General features: G+C 46.8%; 20 protein-coding genes. 14 read left to right on the forward strand and 6 right to left on the reverse strand.

Annotated elements, in window-relative coordinates:
- Window positions 1-117: 117 nt before the first annotated feature.
- The 3 genes from pgsA to ACDJ58_RS07100 are packed head-to-tail and all read left to right on the forward strand — an operon-like array spanning window position 118 to window position 1636.
- On the forward strand, window positions 118-696 hold the full coding sequence (gene pgsA / locus ACDJ58_RS07090; RefSeq protein ID WP_413376678.1) for a CDP-diacylglycerol--glycerol-3-phosphate 3-phosphatidyltransferase: 579 nt from the start codon (window positions 118-120) through the stop codon (window positions 694-696).
- Window positions 697-738: 42 nt separating this feature from the next.
- Window positions 739-1164, forward strand: a complete 426-nt coding sequence (locus tag ACDJ58_RS07095; RefSeq protein ID WP_413376680.1) for a GNAT family N-acetyltransferase — start codon at window positions 739-741, stop codon at window positions 1162-1164.
- Window positions 1165-1201: 37 nt separating this feature from the next.
- A complete protein-coding gene (locus ACDJ58_RS07100; protein ID WP_413376682.1) occupies window positions 1202-1636 on the forward strand; it encodes an N-acetyltransferase family protein in 435 nt (144 codons plus the stop codon).
- A 162-nt stretch (window positions 1637-1798) separates the two neighbouring features.
- Here the strand turns inward: ACDJ58_RS07100 and ACDJ58_RS07105 are convergent, their stop codons facing one another.
- The 5 genes from ACDJ58_RS07105 to ACDJ58_RS07125 form a co-directional block, all read right to left on the reverse strand.
- A complete protein-coding gene (locus ACDJ58_RS07105; protein WP_413376684.1) occupies window positions 1799-3256 on the reverse strand; it encodes an erythromycin esterase family protein in 1458 nt (485 codons plus the stop codon).
- Window positions 3257-3312: 56 nt separating this feature from the next.
- Window positions 3313-3516, reverse strand: a complete 204-nt coding sequence (locus tag ACDJ58_RS07110) for a helix-turn-helix transcriptional regulator (protein ID WP_413376686.1) — start codon at window positions 3514-3516, stop codon at window positions 3313-3315.
- A gap of 23 nt (window positions 3517-3539) precedes the next feature.
- Entirely contained in the window at window positions 3540-3986 is a 447-nt protein-coding gene (locus tag ACDJ58_RS07115; RefSeq protein WP_413376688.1) for a DUF6773 family protein, read from the reverse strand.
- A gap of 669 nt (window positions 3987-4655) precedes the next feature.
- Window positions 4656-5792 carry a choline esterase gene (locus tag ACDJ58_RS07120; RefSeq protein ID WP_413376690.1) on the reverse strand — a complete coding sequence of 379 codons (1137 nt, stop codon included), beginning with the start codon at window positions 5790-5792 and terminating at the stop codon, window positions 4656-4658.
- Between the two features lie 112 nt (window positions 5793-5904).
- Complete coding sequence (locus tag ACDJ58_RS07125) at window positions 5905-6564, reverse strand: TetR/AcrR family transcriptional regulator (RefSeq protein WP_413376692.1); 660 nt, start codon at window positions 6562-6564, stop codon at window positions 5905-5907.
- 358 nt (window positions 6565-6922) lie between these two features.
- Between ACDJ58_RS07125 and ACDJ58_RS07130 the strand changes: the two genes are divergently transcribed.
- The gene (locus ACDJ58_RS07130; RefSeq protein WP_413376694.1) at window positions 6923-8143 is read left to right on the forward strand and encodes an RtcB family protein; all 1221 of its coding nucleotides are present in this window, start codon (window positions 6923-6925) and stop codon (window positions 8141-8143) included.
- A 214-nt stretch (window positions 8144-8357) separates the two neighbouring features.
- Window positions 8358-9536 carry a DUF4272 domain-containing protein gene (locus ACDJ58_RS07135; RefSeq protein WP_413376696.1) on the forward strand — a complete coding sequence of 393 codons (1179 nt, stop codon included), beginning with the start codon at window positions 8358-8360 and terminating at the stop codon, window positions 9534-9536.
- Window positions 9537-9647: 111 nt separating this feature from the next.
- On the opposite strand, the gene ACDJ58_RS07140 is transcribed toward ACDJ58_RS07135, so the two are convergent.
- Window positions 9648-10688, reverse strand: coding sequence for a LacI family DNA-binding transcriptional regulator (locus ACDJ58_RS07140; protein ID WP_413376698.1), 1041 nt, complete (start codon window positions 10686-10688; stop codon window positions 9648-9650).
- Window positions 10689-11434: 746 nt separating this feature from the next.
- On the opposite strand from ACDJ58_RS07140, the gene ACDJ58_RS07145 reads away from it, so the two are divergent.
- From ACDJ58_RS07145 to ACDJ58_RS07185, 9 genes are all read left to right on the forward strand, one after another.
- On the forward strand, window positions 11435-12811 hold the full coding sequence (locus ACDJ58_RS07145; RefSeq protein WP_413376700.1) for an ABC transporter substrate-binding protein: 1377 nt from the start codon (window positions 11435-11437) through the stop codon (window positions 12809-12811).
- Between the two features lie 116 nt (window positions 12812-12927).
- Window positions 12928-15855 (forward strand): extracellular solute-binding protein, encoded by a 2928-nt coding sequence (locus ACDJ58_RS07150; RefSeq protein WP_413376703.1) that lies wholly within the window; start codon window positions 12928-12930, stop codon window positions 15853-15855.
- Between the two features lie 75 nt (window positions 15856-15930).
- Window positions 15931-16842: a carbohydrate ABC transporter permease gene (locus ACDJ58_RS07155; RefSeq protein ID WP_413379533.1), complete on the forward strand. Its 912-nt coding sequence runs from the start codon at window positions 15931-15933 to the stop codon at window positions 16840-16842.
- Between the two features lie 2 nt (window positions 16843-16844).
- Window positions 16845-17708: a carbohydrate ABC transporter permease gene (locus ACDJ58_RS07160; protein WP_413376705.1), complete on the forward strand. Its 864-nt coding sequence runs from the start codon at window positions 16845-16847 to the stop codon at window positions 17706-17708.
- An 11-nt stretch (window positions 17709-17719) separates the two neighbouring features.
- On the forward strand, window positions 17720-19186 hold the full coding sequence (locus ACDJ58_RS07165; protein WP_413376707.1) for an SMP-30/gluconolactonase/LRE family protein: 1467 nt from the start codon (window positions 17720-17722) through the stop codon (window positions 19184-19186).
- On the forward strand, window positions 19167-19787 hold the full coding sequence (locus ACDJ58_RS07170; RefSeq protein WP_413376709.1) for a YIP1 family protein: 621 nt from the start codon (window positions 19167-19169) through the stop codon (window positions 19785-19787). Before ACDJ58_RS07165 ends, ACDJ58_RS07170 begins: the two co-directional genes overlap by 20 nt.
- A gap of 14 nt (window positions 19788-19801) precedes the next feature.
- The gene (locus ACDJ58_RS07175) at window positions 19802-22387 is read left to right on the forward strand and encodes a DUF5696 domain-containing protein (RefSeq protein ID WP_413376711.1); all 2586 of its coding nucleotides are present in this window, start codon (window positions 19802-19804) and stop codon (window positions 22385-22387) included.
- Entirely contained in the window at window positions 22384-23283 is a 900-nt protein-coding gene (locus ACDJ58_RS07180; protein WP_413376713.1) for a carbohydrate ABC transporter permease, read from the forward strand. Before ACDJ58_RS07175 ends, ACDJ58_RS07180 begins: the two co-directional genes overlap by 4 nt.
- A gap of 32 nt (window positions 23284-23315) precedes the next feature.
- The gene (locus tag ACDJ58_RS07185) at window positions 23316-24329 is read left to right on the forward strand and encodes a carbohydrate ABC transporter permease (RefSeq protein WP_413376715.1); all 1014 of its coding nucleotides are present in this window, start codon (window positions 23316-23318) and stop codon (window positions 24327-24329) included.
- Window positions 24330-24359 lie beyond the last annotated feature (30 nt).

Genomic DNA, 24359 nt, shown 5'->3' on the forward strand with positions numbered 1-24359 from the left:
GAAGAAGGGGCAACTGTATGATATACAGTCTACCCTTTCTTTTTTGTGGAAAAAAGGAGGATGGTGCAAGGGTGGAGAAATCACAACATACTGGAGTGAAGTAGAGGGAGGTTTTCCATGAACCTGGCTAACAAAATTACCCTGGCGAGAATGGCATTGATTCCTTTGTTTATGTTGTGCTTCATCCCGTTGCCGTCATGGATACAGGAGTCGAGTGAACTTATTCGTTTTCTGGATCAGCATGGTCTGGTGATTGGAGTTATTATTTTTGCCCTGGCTGCAGGTACGGATAAGCTGGATGGGTATGTGGCGAGAAAATATAATCAGATCACCAATCTGGGGAAATTGCTTGATCCATTGGCAGATAAACTATTGATTTCGGTTGCACTGATTATGATGGTTCAGGAGGATCTGATCGGTTCATGGATTGCTGTGATCATCATTGGACGTGAAATTGTCATCACGGCCCTGCGTATGATTGCTACTGAACAGGGAATTGCCCTGGCTGCTGATCGATATGGCAAGATCAAAATGGTGCTGCAGGTGGCAGCCATCATCGCTGTATTATTGAATAATATTCCGTTCAGTTTGCTGACGGATGTGCGGGTTGATGTGATTTTATTATGGCTGGCGGCAGGAGTTACGCTGTTATCTGGATTGAACTATATCTTAGTGAATTATAGACTACTGAAATAAAGAACCTACATTGAATTTAATAACGAGAAGGAGGAGAAGAGGGTGTCCCAAATAAATATCAATCCAAGTACTTCAGAGGATTCAGAATATGTTCGCCAGCAACTCATTGCATTTAATGCTGCGCATGTGAGTGAGGAATTAAGGCATCGTTACGAAGAATTGAATTTCAATATCAAAAATGAGGTCGGTGAGATTGTTGCAGGTGTGCTCAGTACACTTTGCTGGAACTGGCTGGAGGTTGATATTCTTTGGGTAGATGCAGAGCAGCGGCAACAAGGTTATGGTTCCCAGTTGCTACGTGAGGTTGAACGCCTTGCGCGCGAGAAATCCTGTGATTTCATCCAATTGAACACATTCTCGTATCAGGCACCTGAATTTTACAAGAAGCATGGCTATCAATTGATCACAACGATTGAGAATGCACCGACGGGACATAGTCATTATTATTTTAAGAAGGATCTAACTTAAGATAGTATGGAATAGGACAAAAATCAGGAGGGGTACCATGGTTACCATTAAAGCAATCGAACTTGAAGATTTACCCGCGTTAAGCCAGCTATACAACGAGTTGATGGGCACACCGACCAATGAACTTCAGATGCAGAAGATGTTCCACTATATCCAGCAAAATGGACACTACCATGTACTCGGTGCATTTTACAACGGGGAACTGGCCGGTTCGGTTATGGGTATTGAATGTATGGACCTGGTGGGTCAGTGCAAGCCTTTTATGGTCGTGGAAAATGTGATTGTATCTGATCAAGTGCGCAGGCAAGGTATTGGTCAAAAGTTAATGCTTCAGATTGAGCACATTGCGAGAGATCTTGGATGTGAGTACATGATTCTGGTGTCTGGCGATCAGCGCAAGGAGGCTCATATTTTCTATGAGAAGCTGGGTTTCAAGGATGAGAAGGTTCAGGGTTATCGGAAGCATCTCTAAGAAACAGAGCAGATAAAAAGTTCTTACACAAGTGGAAGGATTACTTAAGGAGCATGGCGAATAAGGCATAGTCTTATAAAATGGAATGAATAAGAGGGAGGCACTCTCATGTTCAAAAAATGGGTGATAAAGAGTAAAAAAAGAGCCGAAGGCTCTCTTTTTTTACTCTTTCGTTTGTTCTTTGGAGCCGGAAGAGGATGATCGGATATATTGCGGTGGATGAACATCATCAATCATTAAAATGCCGTCATACTGATCGCGTGGGACAAAACTCTCAGGGTATATGCCCCAGCTGTATGCAAATCGCGGTTCAAACATCCAGGAATTACCTGTTTCTCTGCTCTGATAGCGAAGATCCAAGAAACTGTACTTTGCATTGGTCGCTGACATAATTCCTTCAATAGAGCCAGGTTCTGCTGGCTCAACGGCATGAACTCCGCCGGCATTATCAGCCGTTTGGCCGCTGGATGCATACAATCCAAGAACATAACTGGATTGCTTCATTTCCTTCGAAAGTTTTTCTCCCATCAGGGCTATTGGATAGGGTGAGCCCATCACTTCGCTTTGCGCTTTGCGGATGTGATCATTATGTCCCCATACGATGAACTTTTCGTTTGGATATACTTCGGTAGTGAGCCACATGAGATTGTCATGCATCGCTTGATCGCGCCACTCCATTGAATCAATAAACGACTCCATTTTGCCTTCATTTATTTCAGCCATTGAACGGATCGAAAGATCGACATATTCCCTCGCTACACGAATTCGATCATTGAGGCTTCGCTCCAGCAGCATGGAAAGTTTCGGCTGATTCGGGTATTTTTTTTGCAGATAAGTCTGGTTCGCTTCGGATTTCAGGATTTGAAGGACATCTTTGTATACCTGGATGATCTCATTTTTCTCAGCATGGTATGCCTTTAGGTCTGTTCCGGCGGAGAATTCGGACAGCTTTTTTTCCGTTTGTGCAAGGCGCTTGGCGAGCTTTTTATCCTTCAGCCAGTTGCCGTCCAACAACGGGAATTGCAGCTGCATATCGAAACCGGTCAGGATCAGAGGCTGTTCGGTTTGTGCGTTTGTTTTGAGATAATCGAACAAGGGCGTGATTTCCTTTGACCACCAGACGCCGAAGATGGAGTTTTTCATCGTTTGCTCCGGACTTTGCTGTGCTATCGTGGCATTAGCCAGCGATGTGTTGGAGAGACCGCTTTCAAAGGCAAGAACATTGTATCCCATTTCCTGGTGCAAAAACTGTATCAGTCGGGTCTTCGCCAGGTTAAATTCGGCAACCCCATGGGAGCTTTCACCCAGAAATACAATTCGTTTGTCATACAGCAGAGGCTTCAGCATATTCAGATCTGAAAATGAATCGCGCTCATGACCTGTCTTCACAGGCTGTATGCTGTCCAGTCGATACGCATGATCTTTGGCCCATTCGTTCCACTCCGCAATTTTCTCATCCGATGTTTTTGCGGATTGCACTTGGGTGACCTGACCCTGTATGGTCTCCATGTTGGATGCTGCAGCAGCACCTGCATGCCCTGTTGGATAGAGCGAACTCGCCAGTATGGCTGTAGTCAGTGCAAGTACAGCACCCGTTTTTCTTTTCCTGAAATAAATCAAAATATTGCCTCCTCATCATCGTGATAATAAATGATTTAGTATTGGAACCATCCGGCTTATGCCTGCTCTTCGTCCCAGAACAGGTCATTCAGAGTTCTTGAGAGCGCCTTGCATATGGCAATACATAAGCTAAGGGACGGGTTATACTTTCCCAGTTCTATGAGACCAATGGTTTGCCTCGAAACACCAACGATCCGTGCCAGATCGTCCTGCGATAGATCCTTTTCTACCCGGGCGACTTTTAATCGTATATTTTTCATGCCTATTCACCCTTGTATCCTTTCTAAGAATCCCACTGATCTTTACGAGCGGCTTTTTGACTCGCCTTATTTGCGAAGTGATGAACTATGACATTGAATCCCGCAAAGAACGGAATATAAAGCAGCAGTGAAGTAATAAATACGAGGAAGAAAAACCACCACTTCTCATGCGCAGTCTCGGCAAACAAAACGGAACTTCTTATGCCCAGGAACAAGGCCATCGAAATACCGATAATTAGGCCCGTAATTATGTTGCGCAGGCTATAAGAAATTTTGCTCGTCTGGTCATGGACTTCAACTTCATCCGAATAAATGCCCAGCATGACGGAACGAACTCCGAAATAGATGCTTCCTGCGAGAAGGATGATCACTTCCGTCAGCATGGAGTAAGTTTCCCAACTGAGAAAGCTTTTGATCATGATGGAGATGCCGCAGATGCACATGATTAAAGTGTAAGCTTCCTTGTACACCTTGTTTTTCAGATTGACGATACGCTCATCCAGATTGCCATTTTTTTTTGAACCATTTCATGAGTGACCTCTCCTTTATAAAGATTTGTGTACATGTGGGAAATATTCCCTATGCCCTTCATGATAATACTATTTGAGTCTTTTTACAATATATATATGCCATTTTGTTTAGTATAAAATACAATATGATAAAATTAAACTAAAATAGATGTTGTCAATTTGTAATTTATATTGCACCATTTTTAAAACTTATTTTGCGTAAGAATACACAAATAGACAAGAGCTTGTATCACTTAGATACAAGCTCTTATTGTACTAAAGTCCCCTTTATTGAATTAACCCTGTGTGATCTTATATGACGTTGATATGAGATGTTTTAGATTCAATAGTATAAATTCATTTGGTTTGTTTCCAAGCGTGTATAATTTTAGCTTCTTTTTCTTGGTTAAGTCTGTTGATAGGTTTGTAATCTCGATGTCTGTTCTAGAATCCAGCCAATTTCTAACATCTTCAAGTATGTTTTTCAACGGTGAAAACACCGCTTATGATCTCAAATAGAAAACAATGCCTGAAATATGAGAGAGCCGATAACCGTGTAATAGGGTTATCGGCTCTGTGTCTGTACGGCTAGCTCTCTAACATGCGTTTATCAGCAACCTCTCGGTTATGTCACTTGTTGCTGGTCTTCTTGATCAAGTCCACGCCATCGTATGCCAGACTTTCCACACTTGCAGCCTTCTGCAGTAAGTAATGATCAAAAAAGTCCTTCGTATAGTCTGTAACAAGATTTCGCATCTCCATAGCATCCCGTTCGCCTCTGAGTTCCTCATTCACACTGGTAAACACGATGTCGCAGTAATCTAAATGCGCAACACGATCAACAGAGAAATAATAGGTTTCCATGCTATTGTTAGCGCCAATTATCGCATTCATATTATAGTTAGGTTCACAAAACAGAAGCAAGAAGGGTTTCTTAAGGTCGCTGCCCTGAAGGCCGAACGCACCGCTATCCAAGCCAATCCCGCAGGCGAACCGGTCGTCGTCCCGGCAAACAATCGCCGTCGTAGGCCCTCCATAAGAATGTCCGACTATGCCCATGCCGATGTCAAGCAACAATCTGCCCTTAAAGATGGAATTCAGTTCTCCAGAGTCCAGTTTGTAAAGATAATCGGCTACATACCTTACATCTTCTGCCTGTAATTCACTATACTCTGTTACCTTGGCAAGTATCGGCAGTGTAAGCACGTTACGGCACATCTCAATGGCAGTTTCATCGTCAGGCCGCATCTCCATCTTACCAGCCAACGCCAGCATCTCCGGATCTTCAGATAACGCCATAATGACATCCGAAAAATCCTTTGATACATTAAACAGGCGCCCATCTTTACGCTTATACATCGTGCTATTCTGATGGCCGATGCTTACCACAACATATCCCATGCTTGCCAAGTCTGTACAGATCACTGTACCCCATTCTGGAGAACCGCCCCCGCCGCAAACATAGAATAACACCGGATAGCGCTTTTCCTTCCCGGAGAGAGCAAGGTCGTCGTAACACTGGGTCTTGATATCTATAGAGAAAACATCCTTCAACGCAGTGATAAGTGGCTGCTCATTAAACATCTCGTAGACCTCAGGAAACATGTACGTTGATGTAGTCTTACCTTCGCTACTGTCGGACGGATAGTACACAAACGCCGTCAGTTCTCTTTTGGAGTGATCTGATGCCGTGTACTCCAAATCCATCTGGGTTCGACCGACAGTATAGCCGCCAATTGGTTCTGGAAATGCGTCATAAGTTTTCATTTTCTTGTTCCCCCTTAATTAATAAAAGTGACGAATATGAAATACATACACTGCGCTATGAGCACTTTTCAAAACGGTGAAACGATTACATCCTATCTTCAGTGAATCATATCTACTCCCTGGCTTTCTTGATATCGCTAACCATTTCAGAATATTTATGATCTTCAAGCAGCCCATGACTCATAAAGTCAGCAAAGTACTTGCTAAGCTTATGTTGCAGCGTAGAGTCCTTAATATCGAATTCCCTAAAAAACATGACTAAATTAAACTGCATTGACTCAAACATAAAAGAAATCAGGTCGTCGTCAATATCAGGTCGGAGATATCCATCAACCCTCATTCGGCGTAAAATGTCCTTGATTAAAGGGAATGACTCGCCCTTTAGCACATTCAGATATACTTTAAGTAAAACGTTCTCAGGAATGTATAAAAATGTTTTAGTGAGTTTGATTTCCAACTCATTCAGCGGCTCGGTCACAGTGCCATTAACGTTACCAAATAAACCTGTAAGGAAAAACCGGTAAAGGGAATCTTCATTACTGTTATTAAAATACGCAGCTCTTTTCTGGGTGACATTACGTACTAAGAGACAATAAAGGTCATCTTTGTCTTCAAAATACCGATAAAATGTTCCGGGGTGCATGGACAAACTATCCAAAACCATCTTCATAGTTATATCCTCGTAAAGATTATCAACAAAAAGATGCATAGCGCTATTAGATATTTCCTCGCGCCTTGCTTCATCTAAACGAAAGAAAGAATTTTTGGGCATAGAATACTCCTTTATTTGAAGTGTGAACTAATTCACACCATACCGATAATCTATTCACATGTCAAGTTGTATTGAAATATTAATATCATTATAAAAGATTAAAACCATTGCATAGAACATTATCCTTCCTAAGAGATAAGTTATAGGAATTAAATAAGGAAAATGATTGGTCTGTGATCTAAACGGTCATAGACCTATTTTTTTAGATAGTGCAAAATAAAATTAAAATCTACCGCCATATAAATCTCGAACTGACAAATAGATGTACATCCACTTAGGATTTGATTTCCTGCCCATATGGCATGATTTCTGGTAAAATATACAAAGTGTTTTGATGAGACAGGAGGTTAACCAGATCATGCGTATCGTAGATAACATTAAAGTCTGGGGGGAGCCGCTGGAGAATGCGGTAAGTCAGGCGGTGACTTGCTCGCAGTATGGAGATGTACTGGGCGTGGCTCTAATGGCAGACCATCACAAAGGATATTCACAGCCCATCGGGGGCGTCGTTGCCTACCGGAACATGATCAGTCCGTCAGGGGTTGGATACGATATTGCCTGCGGTAACAAGGCTGTGCGCACTAACCTGATGTGGGATGATATACGGGATCAGATTGCTGGGATTATGGATGACATTAATGCAACCATATCCTTCGGCGTAGGACGCAACAATCCAAATCCTGTGGAGCATGAGCTGTTCGACGATGCCAGCTGGAAGCTGTTTGATTCCATTGAGCCTGGACTACAGCACAAGTTGAAGACGCTCGCGCGCAACCAACTCGGGACGGTAGGCAGTGGCAATCATTTTGTCGACATTTTTGTGGAAGAGGCGACGGGTAAAGTATGGATTGCAAACCACTTTGGCAGCCGTGGATTTGGGCATAAGGTCGCCAGTGGGTTTCTGAATCTGGCTGCCGGACGTGCATTCAGTGGCAAAGCGCCGGGAGAATCGATGGACCAACCACCAACACTGTTTGATCTCAAGAGTGAACTGGGTGATATGTATTGGGACGGAATGACTTTGGCAGGCCGGTATGCATACGCAGGGCGCGATTATGTGATTGAACAGGTGCTCGGCATTCTTGGGGCGAGTGCAGAGTATTCGGTTCATAACCATCATAACTTTGCCTGGAAAGAACAGCATATGAGCGAAGAAGTGGTGGTGGTCCGCAAAGGAGCAACGCCGCTGGCACCGGGCCAGCTCGGTTTTGTGGGAGGCAGCATGGGAGATATCTCAGTGATTGTGGAAGGAGTCCACAGCGAAGAGAATACCGAGTCTTTCCGCAGCACCGTACATGGTGCAGGGCGCACTATGAGCCGAACCCAGGCGGCTGGCAAAATGAATTATAAGCTGCGTACACGCATGGGCGGCGAGATCAGCGAGGAACAGATGCAAGCGGCGATTCGTGCTTATGGTGTGGAGCTTCGGGGTGCAGGAACGGATGAAAGTCCATTTGTGTACAAAAAGCTGCAGGACGTGCTGAATGCGCATGCGCATACCTTGAAAATCAACCATACCCTTCGCCCCGTAGGTGTCGCGATGGCCGGAGGGAACGAATTCGATCCGTATAAGGACTAGTTATATATGTTCAACTCAACATTTACGCGATAACGGAGAGGGCAGAAATAACCTGAAGAAGCGAAGTGTTCGCCTTTATCCCCGGATTTTTCCCTTAGGAGAAGGGAATCAACAAAATCTGGGGATAACAGCGATCGGAAGGTTGTTCTGTCATCGGAGTGCGAGTGTAAATATTTATTAGTTGAACTTATATAGAAAGAAGAAGGTGAACCTCATGAGAAATTGTGCGATATACAGCTCGCAGTTTGACCTGGATCAGTTGTTTGAAATGATTCAATCCATATACCCTCAGGATACAATTGAGCGTAAGGAAGACAAAACTCATATTCAAGTTACACGCAAGAAGTTATTTAGTAAGAAGACAAAGGGCTTCAATATCATGACGAGCCAGACCCACCCTGAAGAATTTACTGCAATGATTCAGGGGATGCTGGGATTTCTGAGTCAGATTGAGGGAAAGAATGCTTCGCTACAGGAAAAGGTACTTATTAAATGCTCTACACTGAATATGGTTGTTGGAATCGAGACAGAAGAAGACATTTCCGAAGAATTCTTTAATGAATTATTACATCTGGCCGATGCCCTGGATGCAGTCATCTTCTGGGGAGGTGGCTCCTTGCTGAATGCGCAAGGTCAGCTGCTGCTGGATGTCAACGGAGAATCCGAAGTAGAGGATTACAAAGTGACAGCGCACACCAGTTTTCTGGATGATGCCAGACCCCCGTCGGAATCTGCAATGCAGCGTAAAGAGCGCTCCGAGCAGCTTCTAACGGAGCAAGGAATCCCATTCAATGTTCATTTGCCTGCAAGAGCGGGGGATGAGCATACTACGATCCGCAGTGTGGAACAAGTCGCAGAGCGCGCGGTAGCCCTTTGTATTGCAGCTCTCAAAGGTGAATGCCTGGGAGCGGGGGAGAGTGCAGAAGATACAGCAGCGCTGGTCCAGGAAGTAATCGACAAGTATGATGCGACTTCATTCTTTTCACCTGTGGAGAGAAGATTTGTGGAACAGCTTGGGGCAGAGCATCAGGAGGTTATCTCCTTTTCATGGGGATATGAGGCTTATCATGTGATGTTATGGGCGCTAGGCTATGTCGAGGAACTTGGAGCTCCGGTAAATCTTTGTAACGTAGGACAAGATGTGGGGTATTTGCAGCAATGTGACGATCTTGAAGCTTTTGTAGCCGGGTCACACCTTCGCTCAAAAAGTGAGATTTTGGATGCAGCGGACCTAATCTACCGGTACAACTGGGTGTGTGTAGACAGTCGTATGAAGGATCAAACACCTCCCGGTGGGCTAAATGGCGGGGTGGCCTACGAACGTCACCGTGCGCTGAACTGGCTGATCTGTTATCTGGATCAGGATTGGGATGATGTACGGACAGATACGTAGAATGGACTTTTAACATTAACTATTTTTATATGGCATTCAAATTCAAATACCCCCAAGCCAGCCGAACACTGGTTATGGGGGTGTTTTGGTGTCTATGGGTACCTTGCCGTTTTATCCGCTATGTCTTCCGTACTGTTCCCGAATCATCACATCAGCGAGAATCAGCTTTTTCTCTACATTACTCTCCGGGTTCACAATACGCCATAACATCTGGTCGACCGCACGCGCACCAAGTAGTTCCTTGTTTACATTAACCGTGGCAAGCACAGGGATATTGTCGTACACATTATCGAAACCGGTGACTACACACTGATCGGGTACACTAATCCCTATGCTCTCCAGAGCCTCGATGGTGTATAACGCATAGAAGTCATTGGCACAGACAAAAACCTCAGGCAAATTCCCCTCATGAATGACCGAAGTGAACGTCTTGCGAAAATCATCCACATCCGGGCTGCTTAGTTCGGGGATCTGATTCATTTCCAATCCATGACCCATCAATACCGAAGTATAGGCGACCCATCGTTCATAGAAGCTGTGAGCATCACTGGTATTTCCAACAAACTGAAACCGTTTGAATCCCTTGCGCAGCAAATAGAGCATAATGTCACGCATGGAAGCAAAGTTGTCTGTGAAAATACTGTCACTATGAAAGACGGGGTCCAGATGATCCACCATGACAACAGGAATGCCCAGACGCTTAATTTCAAGCAGAATAGGTGTCGAGATGGAACCAACCGTAATAATGCCCCGAATGGCATCCGGATTCAGCAATGTGAATAATTGATCCGCAGAAGGCTCTGTCAGAGTAAGAATATTGATTCCTTTCTGGTTCAGTCTGGAGGATATCCCGTTAAAAACAGGCCCCCAATATACGGATTCCTGATTCTGATAACGAACATTAGGAAACAAAATCAAAATGGTGCCGCTCCACCGCGTGTTCTGCGGGTCCTGAAGTTCATTGCTGCTATACATATCACCAGACAACATGCTGTTATCTTTGAAATATCCAAGTTTGCCAGCGGCCTTAAGAATAACGTCCCGTGTCTGCTCACTAACACCTGATTTTCCGGACAGTGCTCGTGAGACCGCAAATTTCGACAGACCTGTAAAATGTGCAATTTCCTGAATTGTTACCTTCGTCTTCATCATACCATCCTTACACTCGTAGTTCTGCCGTATTCCTTACATTGCGAAATAAATCTGCTTCTCTATAAGTTGAACGAATGATTTTACACTAGACTACTACGCGGCCAGAACAATCTTTCAATCGCTGTTATCCCCAGATTTTATGAATCCCTTCTCAAATGGGAAATCCGGTGATAAAGGCTAAGCCTATGCTTTCGAAGCAGCTTTCTTTCAGAAAGCTTTTAGCTTCGCTTCTCCAGATTTTTTCTGTCCTCTCCGTTATCGTGTAAATGTTAAGTTCAATTTATATAGTATATCATGATGTATTTCTCTTAATCTAATAACGGCTGTAGAAGTGGAAATGTTAGTGTCTCATACATGTAACGACGCAAATAGACCTCGGCGATGGACATGTTGCAGGAGAAAAAGGCGAATTTTGAATGAGATATTATCTTTTTGTTATTTATTAAAATAACAAAAAGAGCAAAATGGATTTCGTTTCGAATATGAAAGTACTCAGAATGGTATTTGGATAATATGCTATTTCATAAGGTTTTAAAGCGACATAACAGCATTTTATCAGAATAATTAGAAAATGTTAACAATAAAAATGTTGACGCTTACATTACGCTATGTTAAATTTTGTTTGTCAAAACCAAACGGTAAAATAACAAATGGTGGTGGTCATCGAATTTTATTAGGGTGAATGAAAGTCAGGGAGTTATGCCGGACCATGATTTGTATACACATTCGGGGAGGTTGTTAAAATCGTGACTAGAAAATGGAACGTTTTGCCGCTCATGTTATTGGCCGTAATGCTTTTTGTATCCGCTTGCAGTGGTGGGGGAACGGCTCAGCCGGCTAATGATGCACCAGCGAATTCGGGCAATAGCACTGGAACCGTCGAGACAGACAAAGAAGGCGGAACAGAAGAAGTGGCAGTCGATGTACCTGATCTGGGTGGACGTGTCATCAAGGTTGCGGCCTGGTGGGATCTGAAGCCAGCGGGGGAGACCGCTTCGGATAAGGCGAGACTGGATAAAATCGCTGAAGTCGAGAAGAAATACAACGTGAAAATCGAGTTCGTGAATGTACCATTCGAAGAATACATGAACAAATTTACAACGACTGCGCTGGCTGGCGAACCGTTCGCAGACATCGTTCAGATGGAGTACAAATCCGCACTACCCGCCATCCTCAAAGGGCAACTGCTGCCAATCTCCGAATTCACCACAGCTGAGAATAACATCAACCAAGAGGCAAACCTGATCACGAAATACCCTGCCATCGCAGGCAACTACTACGCATTTGAATCTCCGACCAGCATCGGTCTGGGACTTCACTATAACCGTGACTTATTCAAGAAGTTGTCGCTGCCTGATCCTCAGGAGCTTTACAACAAAGGCGAATGGAATTGGGATAAATTCATGGAACTGGCGAAACAGGCGACCAAAGATACGGATAACGACGGGAAAATTGACGTATACGGGTTCTCCGGCTGGGCCATTGACGTGCTTCGTCACTTTACTGCAGCCAATGGAGGCACGATCGTAGATGACGAACATTCAAAAGAAGGATTGTCCGATCCGAAAACGATTGAAGCTGCCGAATTCGTCAAACGCCTGTATAACGTGGAGAATGTTGTGAAAGTCAAAACTGGTGACAAAACGAACTGGGAGGAAAGCAACACGTTCAAGGATGGAGATGTGGCCTTGTTCACTGCTGCGGAATGGCAATTGGGCGATATCACCTTTGCTGCTGGAGTCGTACCAATTCCGAACGGTCCTCAGGGCAACAAAGATGTAACATACGCCAACAACGCTGCCTCAGCAAAATTCATTCCAAAAGGTGTAGAAGATCCTAAAATTGTATACCAAATCTATGAAGAAACCTTCGACATTCCGCAGATTGAAGAGTACCCAGGTCAGGATTACCTGGAAAGCCGTTATACCGACGAGAAGGACATCGCCATGATTCGCGAGCATATCGCGGGAACAGGCCGCATCCTGCTGGATGACGCTTACGCGGGCTATCCAATCGGTGACTATGTAAACGACATTATCAAAAACAATGCTTCCGTTACAGCAACAGCCGAGAAGTATAAAGCGCAGGCACAAGCGGCAGTCGATAAACTTGGCAAACCATAATACCAGCATGGTTCAGACAGGGGTGCCTCGTGTCCGGGCTCACGCACGGGTACCTCTTTTCCTGTATCACCAATTAAGCATTGCTGGCATCAGCCTTGATGAGGAGGGCTCGTAGGATGGCTGGAATTCTACAACGAAAGAAATGGATCCTGCCCATAGTCATTGCAGCAGCGGCAGCCTGCGTCATACTTTTGCTTACTTCCGGTGCAGGTGTAAAGAGTGCAGTTGTGCCTTCTGGCAGTTTGCCTGCCATTGAGGTGGATGCCATCTTGCAGCAGACGAGGCAGAAGAACGGATATGAACAATATCTGTCCCAAGCAGGCGAGGCCTCACGACCGAATGTGGATATGACTATCGAAGCAGGAGACTACATACGGGCAGAGGGTGAAGAGGTACGCAAGCTGAATAATTATGAGGGCAAGCCGGGTGTATCGCTGCATACCGGGGAGACAGGTGAGATCGACTGGGTAGTTGAAGTACCGGAAACCGGACTGTACAACCTCTCTGCTGTCTATTTTCCCGTAGAAGGCAAGAGTTCGGCAATTGAGCGTGCATTGTACATTGACGGTGAACTTCCGTTTGCGGAAGCCGCCTATTTGCAGTTTGACCGGGTATGGGGCAATGAGAAACAAGCTGTTGAACAGGATAATCAGGGCAATGATCTTCGTCCAAAACAAGTGGAGAAGCCCCGCTGGATGGAGGAAACATTTCAGGACTCGGACGGGTATGAACAGGCTCCATTCAAGTTCTATCTGGAAAAGGGGAAGCACACGTTAACGCTAAAATCCTCCCGCGAACCCATGGTAATTCGATCCATACGACTATTCAATGAGAAGCCAGCCGTTGCTTATGCGGAAACCGCAGGAGCCAAGCAGACGGATTCTTCCGGTCAGCCTAAGGATGTGCTCATCCGAATTGAAGGGGAAGCGGCTGTTGCCAAATCTTCACCTACGTTATATCCAACCAGTGAAAGATCAAGTTCTGCCGTATCTCCGTACAGCGCTTCCCAGGTGCGTATTAATACGATTGGTGGCTTTAATTGGCGTCTGCCAGGACAGTGGATCGAATGGGAAGTGGAAGTACCGGAGAGTGGACTTTATCATATCGGTTTTACCGCTCAGCAAAATTTTGTCAAAGGCATTTATTCCACACGCAAGCTGACCATCGATGGCGAGATTCCGTTTGCGGAGATGACAAAGGCGCCGTTCCGTTACCAAAGCGACTATCGCATTGATGTGCTGGGCGGTGAGGAAGCTTACAAGTTTCAGTTGGATAAAGGCAAACATGTCATTCGGCTGGAGAACAGCCTGGGCGACTTCGCTCCACTTATTCGCAATGTGGAAGACAGCCTGTACAACCTGAACTCCATGTACCGGAGAATTCTGATGATTACAGGCACCAAGCCGGATGAATTCCGGGATTATCGGGTGGAGAAGCAGATTCCGAATCTATTGGAGGTATTTAGCGGAGAAAGCAAACGTCTGAAGGAAGTGGCAGGGCAACTTCGTCTTCTGTCAGGCCAGTCCAGCGATCAGGAAGCGTTGATCAAAACGATGGCCCAACAATTGGATGAGATGATCGACAAGCCGGATACCATTCCAAGAAGACTTGCCGCATACAAAACGAACACAGGCGGACTGGGAACTTGGGTACAGCAGGCTCGTGAGCAACCTCTTGAGATTGATGCACTTTATGTAGCTTCATTAGACAGCAGCATTCCTGGAACGGGTATGGGTCCGCTGGCGAAGCTTGGTCATGAAGCGAAGACATTCTATCACTCGTTCTTCATTGATTATAACCAGATCGGGAACGTAGCCACATCGGAGGATCAGCGCACGGTGACGGTCTGGATCGGCAGTGGTCGTGATCAGGCGAATACGATGAAAGCGATGATTGATGAGACATTCACACCGGAGAGCGGCATCAACGTTAACCTGAAGCTGGTCAACATGGGCACGCTGTTGCCAGCTACCTTATCGGGTGAAGGACCGGATGTAGCGATGCAGATCGGCAATGATCTGCCCGTGAACTTTGCGATGCGGAACTCAGCGGTGGATCTCACCCAGTTCAGTGACTATACCACGGTAGAACAGGAGTTTAGAGACAGTGCCATCGTACCGTACGCCTATGATTCAGGCGTGTACGCTTTGCCGGAGACACAGACCTTTAATATGTTGTTTTACCGAAAAGATGTGCTTGCAGAGTTGGGGCTTGAAGTTCCTCAAACGTGGGATGATGTCGAGAGCCTGCTGGCGATTCTGAGTAAAAATCATATGGAATTTGGCATGCCGGTGGTGGCCCAAGCCAACATGCAGGGGGTCAATATCCCGCCTAACTCGCAGTATGCCACAATGCTGCTGCAGAACGGAGGCTCCTTCTATCGTAATGACGACAAGGAATCGGATCTGGATTCGCGCATCGGTATTGAGACCTTTAAGAAATGGACAGAGTTTTATACCGATTACAAGCTGGAGCGGGAGTACGACTTTGCTAACCGTTTCCGGACCGGACAGATGCCGATTGGTCTGACGGATTATACGATGTATAACCAGCTGTCCGTATTTGCACCGGAGATCCGTGGATTATGGGGATTTGTTCCTGTTCCGGGGACTGTACAGCCGGATGGAACATTGAATCGGGACGTTCCGGGTGGCGGCAGCGCGGTCATGATGCTGGAAAGCGCCAAGGATCAGGAGGCCGCGTGGGAGTTCATGAAATGGTGGACCAGTACACCGGTTCAGGCTGAGTTTGGCCGCGAGATGGAAGGGCTGATGGGTGCGGCTGCGCGTTATCCGACGGCCAACATCAAGGCACTCGATTCACTTCCGTGGCCAGCTGAAGATTATGCGAATCTGAAAGCACAATTCGAGACGGTAAAGGGAATTCCCGAAGTGCCTGGTGGTTATTTTACCGGACGCCATCTGTTCAACGCATTTTACAAGACGGTTGTTGGCCAAGTGGAAGCCAGGGAATCCATCATGGATTACACCCAGTATATTCAGGACGAGATTCGAGTCAAGCGTAATGAATTTGGTCTTCCGTAAGCAGAGGGAGGGTTAACAGTGTCACAAATATCACTCCGAGACGGACAAAACAGTCCTCCTGAGAAAACACCAGGCATGGGCATGAAATCATGGTGGTCCTGGAAGCTCAAGGAAATGAAGGCCAGCAAACATTCCTATGCACTGCTAGCTCCTTATATGATCCTATTCATCATGTTCACTGTGATTCCGGTGGTCATCTCCATCATACTCAGCTTCACCTATTTCAACATGCTGGAGTTTCCGCGTTTTATTGGCTGGCAGAACTATACCCGGCTGTTTCTGGAGGATGACGTATTTCTAATTGCCATCAAAAATACGTTGCTGTTTGCCATTATTACCGGACCCATCAGCTATATTGCCTGTTTCGTATTTGCTTGGATCATTAATGAATTAACGCCCAAATGGAGAGCGTTCATGACGCTGATTTTCTATGCGCCATCCATTTCGGGTAATGTCTACTTTATCTGGCTAATGATTTTCTCGGGGGATCGCTACGGTATAGCCAATGGATTGCTGATCAAATGGGGATTTCTGCTGGAGCCAATCCAATGGTTGAAAACGGAAGCCTACATTATGCCAATCCTCATTCTGGTGCAATTGTGGCTCAGTCTTGGAACAGGCTTTCTGGCGTTTATCGCCGGTTTGCAGACCGTAGACCGGACGTTATATGAGGCAGGCGCGGTAGACGGGATCAAAAATCGATGGCAGGAGCTCTGGTATATCACCCTGCCATCGATGCGCCCGCAATTGATGTTCGGTGCAGTCATTCAACTCACGACCTCATTCGCCGTGGCCGATGTATCCATTGCGCTGGCCGGATTCCCGAGTGTGAACTATGCGGCGGAGACGGTGGTGACCCATTTGATCGACTTTGGTACAACGCGGTTTGAGATGGGATACGCCTCGGCGATTGCAACCGTGCTGTTCATGATTATGGTGGGCACCAATCTGCTGGTACAGAAACTGCTTCGAAGGGTAGGAGAATAGCTATGGCTGCAATTGCGACAGGCAAAAAGCGGGTGAACCGCTCCTTATCAGGAAGCATCTCCCTGTTTGCCCTTCTGCTCGTATTTGGTGCTTTCATGGTGCTGCCGCTGATCTATGCGATCAATAATGCGTTCAAACCACTGGATGAGATTTTTACTTTTCCACCAACGCTACTTGTCAAAAATCCAACGTTCAGCAATTTCACTGATTTGCTGAATCTGCTGAGTGACTCGTGGGTTCCGTTTTCACGATATATATTCAACACGGTATTTATTACGGGCATTGGCATCGTGGGCCATGTACTGCTCGCTTCAGCAGCGGCGTACCCACTCGCCAAGCACAAATTTCCGGGCAAAGTATTCATGTTCCAGGTCGTTGTGCTTTCCCTGATGTTCACGCCTGCCGTGACGGCCATTCCCAACTATATGATCATGTCATGGCTGGGCTGGATTGACACGTATTGGGCCGTCATTATTCCGGCATTCGCCTATTCATTGGGTCTGTATCTGATGAAGCAGTTCATGGAGCAGATCCCGGATGCGTTGCTGGAAGCAGCCAAAATTGACGGTGCGAGTGAATACCGGATTTTCTGGTCCATTGTCATGCCCAATGTAAAGCCAGCCTGGCTCACATTGATCATTCTGTTGTTCCAGATGCTGTGGGGCAGTGATGGCAATGGATACATCTACAGTGAACAGCTCAAGACCTTGCACTATGCGGCGGGTCAGATCATTCAGGGTGGAATATCCCGGGCCGGGGCAGGTGCTGCGGTAGCACTTATTTTGATGAGTGTGCCCATCACGCTGTTTATTTTCTCTCAGAGCCGCATCATTGAGACGATGGCGAGTTCGGGCATGAAGGAATAAGGGGGAACGATATGGCACGCACAGTGAAAAGATGGCTTGTTCTCCTGGCGGCAGTATCGCTGCTGCTGGTGAATGCCGTGCCTGCGGCGGCCTCCCCGGCGCCGTATGAGAGTTATAACTACAACTACTGGAAAGAGGCCGTTCCTTCACCGGATGCCTATCTGCCCAAGCGGACCATCTCGGGCAGCGACCTGGGCATTGGCGAATTCAAAGACCCCGGTGATGTAAACGTCTCTCCCTCCGGGCAGATTTATATTTTGGATAGTGGTAACAGCCGAATTGTTGTCCTGGACGCGGATTATAAGCTGCTGCGGGTGATCGAAGGATTTATGATGGACGGCAGCAAGGAGAGTTTTAATACGCCAGGTGGATTATTCGTGGATGAAGAGGATCGAGTATACATCGCAGATACGGGGAACAGCCGCGTAGTTGTCCTAGATGCGGAAGGTCAGCTGGTCCATACCATTACGAAGCCAGAGTCCGATATCATCGCGACCAATTTTCAGTTCCAACCGCTGAAATTGACTGTGGACCGGGTAGGCCGGGTGTATGTGGTCGCTCAAGGTGTCTACGAAGGAATTATGCAGTTTGACGAGCAGGGTCAATTCATTGGATACGTCGGTACGAACAAGGTGGAACGCGACTACGGCGAATACATTTGGCGGATGCTCTCAACCAAAGCCCAGCGGGCGCAAATGGTTTTGTTTGTACCAACCGAGTTTTCCAATGTGGATATCGACTCCAAAGGGTTCGTATATGCGACCAATATCGACCCGGGTTCCAGCGAACCGATTAAACGTCTCAATCCATCCGGCGAGGATGTGCTGAAAAGATTTGGTTATTTTGAAGTCAAAGGAGATATCAGATTCCGCAATAACCCGGGTCCGTCCAAACTGATTGATGTGAAGGTACTGGGCAACGGTATGTACAGTGTGCTGGATGCGACGCAGAACCGGGTGTTTACTTACGATGATGAAGGTCATCTGCTCTATGTATATGGAGGCAAAGGCAATCAGGTGGGAACGCTCAAAACACCAGTCGCCATGGAACAATCCGGGGATCATCAACTGGTACTGGATCGGGGGAAAAGCAATCTGGTTATTTATGAGCCAACACGGTTTGGAGCCAGCGTGAATGAGGCGGTTGCCCTTCATTATCAGGGTGAGGATACGGAAGCTGTTCATATCTGGAAAGAAGTGCTGAAGTTGAACGCCAACTATGATATCGCCTATATCGGTATTGGTAAGTCCTTGCTTATGGAGAAGAAAAACGAGGAAGCGCTAGGTTACTTCGAACTGGGAATGGATCGCAAAAGTTACTCTGTCGCGTTCAAAAGATATCGGCGAGAGATGATGAAGGAACATTTCGGCACCTTTCTGACGATTGCCATCGCATTGATTTTCATTCTGATCCTGGTCCGAGTGGCGGTTAAATGGAGACGGAGGAGGCAGATTGACCGTGAAGCAGGATTACATTAAGTTTCCGCTGCATCTCATTTTTCACCCCATTGATGCATTCTGGGATCTCAAGTCGGATCAGCGGGGCAGGATGACCGTTGCTTTTGGAGCACTGGCGCTTACCATTATCATGATGATTTTGCAAAAACAATACGCGGGGTTTCTCGTGAATTACATCGATCCTCGTACAATCAACAGTATAGGGGAGATCGCAACGGTTGCAGTGCCGTTCTTTCTTTGGTGCATAGCCAATTGGGCGGTAACCACCCTGATGGAAGGTGAAGGAAAGTTCAGGGAGATTTTTCTAGCAACAGGATACTCACTTATTCCGATTATTTTGATCTATGTCCCGATGATTATCATCAGCCGGTTTATGGTACAGGAAGAGACGGCTTTTTATTATTTGTTTAATAGCATCGCCTTCTTCTGGTTCTTGCTGCTGCTCTTCATTGGCACGATGACGGTACACCAGTACACCGTGATCAAAACGATCCTGACGATGCTGCTGACGTTAATTGTCATGGGCATTATCGTGTTCCTCGGAGCATTGGTGTTCAGCATGTTGCAGCAGTTATATGAGTTTGGTTACAACATCTACCGCGAGTTGATTTTTCGGACCTAAAGGAGGCGGCATCCGTGAACAAAAGGCAACGAATATATACGGTGCTGGCCAGTGGTGCTGCTGTGATCCTGATCGCGGCTGGACTGCTGTATATCAATAACAGGGGAGTACCTGCCGTGGAGGCAACGGCTTACCTTGAAGCAACAACAGAGGCTATGCCAAACGAGACGGAGTCATTGCAATTCCTTACCGATTCCTCGCAGGAGGTGCCGGGTATGCAACTGGTCGCCGAGGATCAGGGACTGGCGCTGTATTACAACGAGGAGACGACGGAAATTGCCGTTCGTGATGGAGCGAGTGGACAGATCTGGTACAGCAATCCGAACGAACGTAATCAGGATGGCTTGGCTTCCGCTTATGAAAAGGAAGTTCTGTCCTCCCAGCTGAACGTGTCATTTCGGGATGCGATTGGTACACTGGAGAACTTTCCGAACTTTAGCTCCAGTATCAGCAACAAACAGTTCACAGCTGCCAATGTGGATCAGGGAATTCGTGTTACATACACGCTTGGGGATACCTCGCTAGGCATTGATGCTCTGCCCAAACTGATCAGTAAACAGCGTCTGGAGGAGAAGGTCCTTTCGAAACTGGATGCCACAGTCGCAAGATATACATCTGCTCGTTATTATCCAACCAAAAACAACCCGGATGTGCTGGAACGGTTGGATGGACAGATATCAAAGCAGCTTGTACTGAACAAAATGCTGGATGCCTTTGAGACGGCGGGTTACACCGCTGACGATCTTGCTTTTGACAATGAGGAGAATGGAGTCGAAGGCGGAGGCACGTCGGATAAACCAAGCTTCGTCATTCCGGTGGAATATCGGTTGGATCAAGGATCGCTAGTTGTAACCGTGCCGCTAAGTCAGGTGAAAGAGAGCGGTCAATACCGTATTCGCAATATCGATCTGCTCGCTTACTTTGGTGCCGCGGATACGAAAGGTGAAGGTTACATGTTTGTACCTGACGGTTCAGGCAGTCTGATCCATCTGAATAACGGAAAGGTCAAGGAGGAGCAGTACGTACAGCGTGTGTACGGTGCAGATCCGAATGACAATTCACTCAGTCGCCCGCAGGTCAGTGAATCTGTCCATATGCCTGTCTTTGGTTTGAAGAACGGTGAACATGCCTGGTTTGCCGTGATTGAAAAAGGGGATGGCATGGCCAGTATCTCTGCGGATATTGGAGGCAGGCAAAATAGCTATAACCACGTCTACGGCACGTTCTCCCTGCGGGGTGAGGATGAGTTGGAGATGTATACCTCGCAAAAGATGCAGGAGATTCAGCTATTAAGCGAGGAACCATTCCGCGGGGATATTCAGGTTCGATACCATTTTCTCAACGGCAAGGATGCCAGCTATTCCGGTATGGCCCGCTTGTATCAGCAGCAATTGGTGGAGCAGAACGTACTGAAATCGCTGGAAGACGAGTCGGCCTTACCTTTTTACGTGGATGTGTTAGGTGCAGTGGACAAAAAAGCTTCATTCCTGGGTGTACCTTATCGGACCACATTGGCTATGACGACATATGAACAAGCGGCTGAAATGGCTGCGAAGCTGCAGCAGGAAGGCGTGAACCGCGTGCAGATGCGGTATCAGGGATGGTTTGGCGGAGGTTTCAGTCACCATACACCCACCCAGGTTAAGCTGGACAGTGAAGTGGGCAGTCGTTCTGAGTTGCAGGATCTGTCTGAACAACTGAAGAAGTCCGGTGGAGCGTTATTCCCTGATGTGGCGTTTCAGCGTATCTATCACGACGATTGGAACTTTGCTCCTTCCTCCGATGCAGCGCGATTTGTCACCAAGGAGACGGCTGAATTGTATCCATACAGTCCTGCCCTCAACCGGATGGATCAGAGCAAAGACAGTTATTATCTGTTGTCGGCCGCCAAGCTGCCGTATGTGGTGAGCGAGTTTGCAGGGAAAATCAACAAAATGGAACTCAGCGCATTATCGCTGCGTGATCTCGGGCAGGTATTGAGCTCGGATTATCGGGATAGTCGTGTCATCCACCGAGAAACCGCGAAGAACATCGTGAAGGAGCAACTGGGCAAGCTGCAGCAGGAATATCCGAACATGATGTTATCATCCGCTAATGCGTATGCGTGGGGATATACGCAGCATATTGTTAATGCTCCCTCAGGCTCCAGCCGGTTCAACATTACAGACGAGGAAGTTCCTTTTTATGAAATGGTCATTCATGGATATATGGACTACGCTGCTTCCGCAATGAATACGTCTGGGGATCAGGATCTGCGCAAACAGCTGCTCCGCAGTCTGGAGCTGGGCTCTGCTCCGCAGTTTCAATGGACGTATGAACCATCGTCCAAGCTGAAGCTGACCAGTTATGATTCGGCTTATGCCACTGACTTTACCTATTGGGTAGATGACGCAGCTGCATTATACAAGGAAGCGAATGAGGTATTAGGTCATTTGCGGAACCAGCCAATAACCGAGCATGAACGAGTTCAGGATGGGGTAGTGCGTATCACATACAGTGGTGGTGCAACGATTTTGGTGAATTACACGGATGATCCGGTAACGATTGATGGAATTACCGTTGGCGGGGCGGACTATGCAGTGGAAGGAGTGAACCGATGAGAACCCTTCGTTTATCCTTGAAATCACGGAGAGCGCTGCTTGGCCTTGCGTTTATTTCGCCCTGGCTGATTGGTTTCATCTTCCTGTTCGCCACGCCGCTGCTGCAATCGATCCGGTTCAGTTTGAGCAATCTGTCGGTAGCCCCAGGAGGATATGTGCTGGATTTTGTCGGGCTGAAAAATTTCAAGGATGCCATCCTGGTCGATGCTACATTCAACCGGATCTTGGTGGATTCGGTTGGAGCGATGCTGCTGAATGTGCCGATGATTTTATTCTTCAGTTTATTTACGGCGACATTGCTTAACCAGAAATTCAAAGGGAGAACGATGGCGCGTGCGATCTTCTTCCTGCCAGTCATACTGGCCTCCAGTGCGGTGGCAGCAGCCGAGTCCGCAGGTCTGATCAACCTGATGGGGGACGCCAGTGCGATTGAATCGTCTACCGAAGGTGGAGCTTCGTTCAACGTCATTTCAATTGTGCGAATGCTGAATGATGTGGGACTTCCAATGGCTTATGTGGATTATATCGTGGAAGCCATTATGCGAATTTACGATATTGTCAGCAGCTCTGGCGTTCAGATTCTGATCTTCCTTGCTGCGCTGCAATCGGTACCAGGTTCCATGTACGAAGTGGCCAAAATTGAAGGTGCAACAGCCTATGAATCATTCTGGAAAATTACGTTTCCGATGGTGAGTCCATTGATCCTGACGAATGTCATCTATACGATTATTGATTCCTTTGCAGGCAGCCCGGTGACCGAGGCCATCTACCAGACGGCGTTTAAAACCCAAAACTTCGGCCTGAGCTCAGCCATGTCCTGGCTATACACGCTGGTCATCGGTCTGGTATTGGTTGTTGTCGGATGGGTACTGTCACGACGGGTTCATTACAACTGAAAGCTAACGAACGTTGAAGGAGGCATGAGACTATGGCTGTGTCGGGAACGGATCGCATGGTGGTGGTTCCCAAAGAGAACTACTATCGCATGCAGAGGGTGCGAAACAAGACATCGGACCTCCTGTATTCCATATTCAGATATGCATTGGTTATTGGTATTTCATTTATTATTTTGTATCCGTTGTTTCTTAAAATCTCGGTTGCGTTCAAGGATAAACAAGATATCTATAATCCGACCATCTATATGATTCCTCAGCATTTTACGCTGGATAATATCAAGCTTGCGGCACAGGTGATGGATTATTTGCCTTTGCTGGCGAATACGCTGTTGTTCGTCACAATTACAACGCTGCTCACAGCGATATCCTGTGCATTAGCCGGGTACGGATTCGCCCGCTTTTCTTTTCCCGGCAGCAATGTGCTGTTTGTATTGGTGATCCTCACCATTCTGGTACCAACAAGCACCCTGATGGTGCCGATGTACCTGCATTTCCGCAACTTTGACATCCTGGGTATGGTTCATCTGTTCACGGGACGTGAGGGGATCAACCTGCTGAATACATATTGGCCGTCCATGATTACCGCGGCTACGGCAGGTGGGCTGAAAGCCGGGCTGTTCATTTATATTTTCCGCCAGTTCTTCAAGGGCATGCCCAAGGAAATTGAAGAAGCTGCGCTGATTGATGGAGCAGGCGGGTTTCGGACATTTGCCCGAATCATGCTACCGAATGCCATTTCACCGCTGATCACGGTCATTCTGTTCTCTTTTGTCTGGCAGTACAACGATACGTTCTATTCCGCGCTATTCATGAGTGAAAGCCCGCTTATCTCGCTGAAGGTAGCTTCATTGCCTGCCCAGGCGAACCAGTTAATTCCCCAATTGATGGGTTTTGGCTCGAACTCGGGTATGAAGGCAGACCCCAATTATGTTGCCATGATCGTGGATACGGGAATTCTGCTGGCGATTGCACCGCTCATTATTTTGTATTTATTTGTACAGCGCTATTTCGTGGAGAGTATTGAACGCTCCGGGGTTGTTGGTTAACCGGGCTTGGAGTAGTCGTATAGGATGCGT

It is taken from the genome of Paenibacillus taichungensis (genome assembly GCF_047302525.1).
GTDB lineage: Bacteria > Bacillota > Bacilli > Paenibacillales > Paenibacillaceae > Paenibacillus > Paenibacillus taichungensis_B.

Coding starts and splice junctions, on each gene's coding strand:
- ACDJ58_RS07125 (WP_413376692.1), bottom strand. CDS start 6,564: ATGCCCAAAAATTCTTTCTTTCGTTTAGATGAAGCAAGGCGCGAGGAA.
- ACDJ58_RS07135 (WP_413376696.1), top strand. CDS start 8,358: ATGAGAAATTGTGCGATATACAGCTCGCAGTTTGACCTGGATCAGTTG.
- ACDJ58_RS07155 (WP_413379533.1), top strand. CDS start 15,931: ATGGGCATGAAATCATGGTGGTCCTGGAAGCTCAAGGAAATGAAGGCC.
- ACDJ58_RS07160 (WP_413376705.1), top strand. CDS start 16,845: ATGGCTGCAATTGCGACAGGCAAAAAGCGGGTGAACCGCTCCTTATCA.
- ACDJ58_RS07185 (WP_413376715.1), top strand. CDS start 23,316: ATGGCTGTGTCGGGAACGGATCGCATGGTGGTGGTTCCCAAAGAGAAC.
- ACDJ58_RS07120 (WP_413376690.1), bottom strand. CDS start 5,792: ATGAAAACTTATGACGCATTTCCAGAACCAATTGGCGGCTATACTGTC.
- ACDJ58_RS07165 (WP_413376707.1), top strand. CDS start 17,720: ATGGCACGCACAGTGAAAAGATGGCTTGTTCTCCTGGCGGCAGTATCG.
- ACDJ58_RS07150 (WP_413376703.1), top strand. CDS start 12,928: ATGGCTGGAATTCTACAACGAAAGAAATGGATCCTGCCCATAGTCATT.
- ACDJ58_RS07110 (WP_413376686.1), bottom strand. CDS start 3,516: ATGAAAAATATACGATTAAAAGTCGCCCGGGTAGAAAAGGATCTATCG.
- ACDJ58_RS07100 (WP_413376682.1), top strand. CDS start 1,202: ATGGTTACCATTAAAGCAATCGAACTTGAAGATTTACCCGCGTTAAGC.
- ACDJ58_RS07130 (WP_413376694.1), top strand. CDS start 6,923: ATGCGTATCGTAGATAACATTAAAGTCTGGGGGGAGCCGCTGGAGAAT.
- ACDJ58_RS07180 (WP_413376713.1), top strand. CDS start 22,384: ATGAGAACCCTTCGTTTATCCTTGAAATCACGGAGAGCGCTGCTTGGC.
- pgsA (WP_413376678.1), top strand. CDS start 118: ATGAACCTGGCTAACAAAATTACCCTGGCGAGAATGGCATTGATTCCT.
- ACDJ58_RS07140 (WP_413376698.1), bottom strand. CDS start 10,688: ATGATGAAGACGAAGGTAACAATTCAGGAAATTGCACATTTTACAGGT.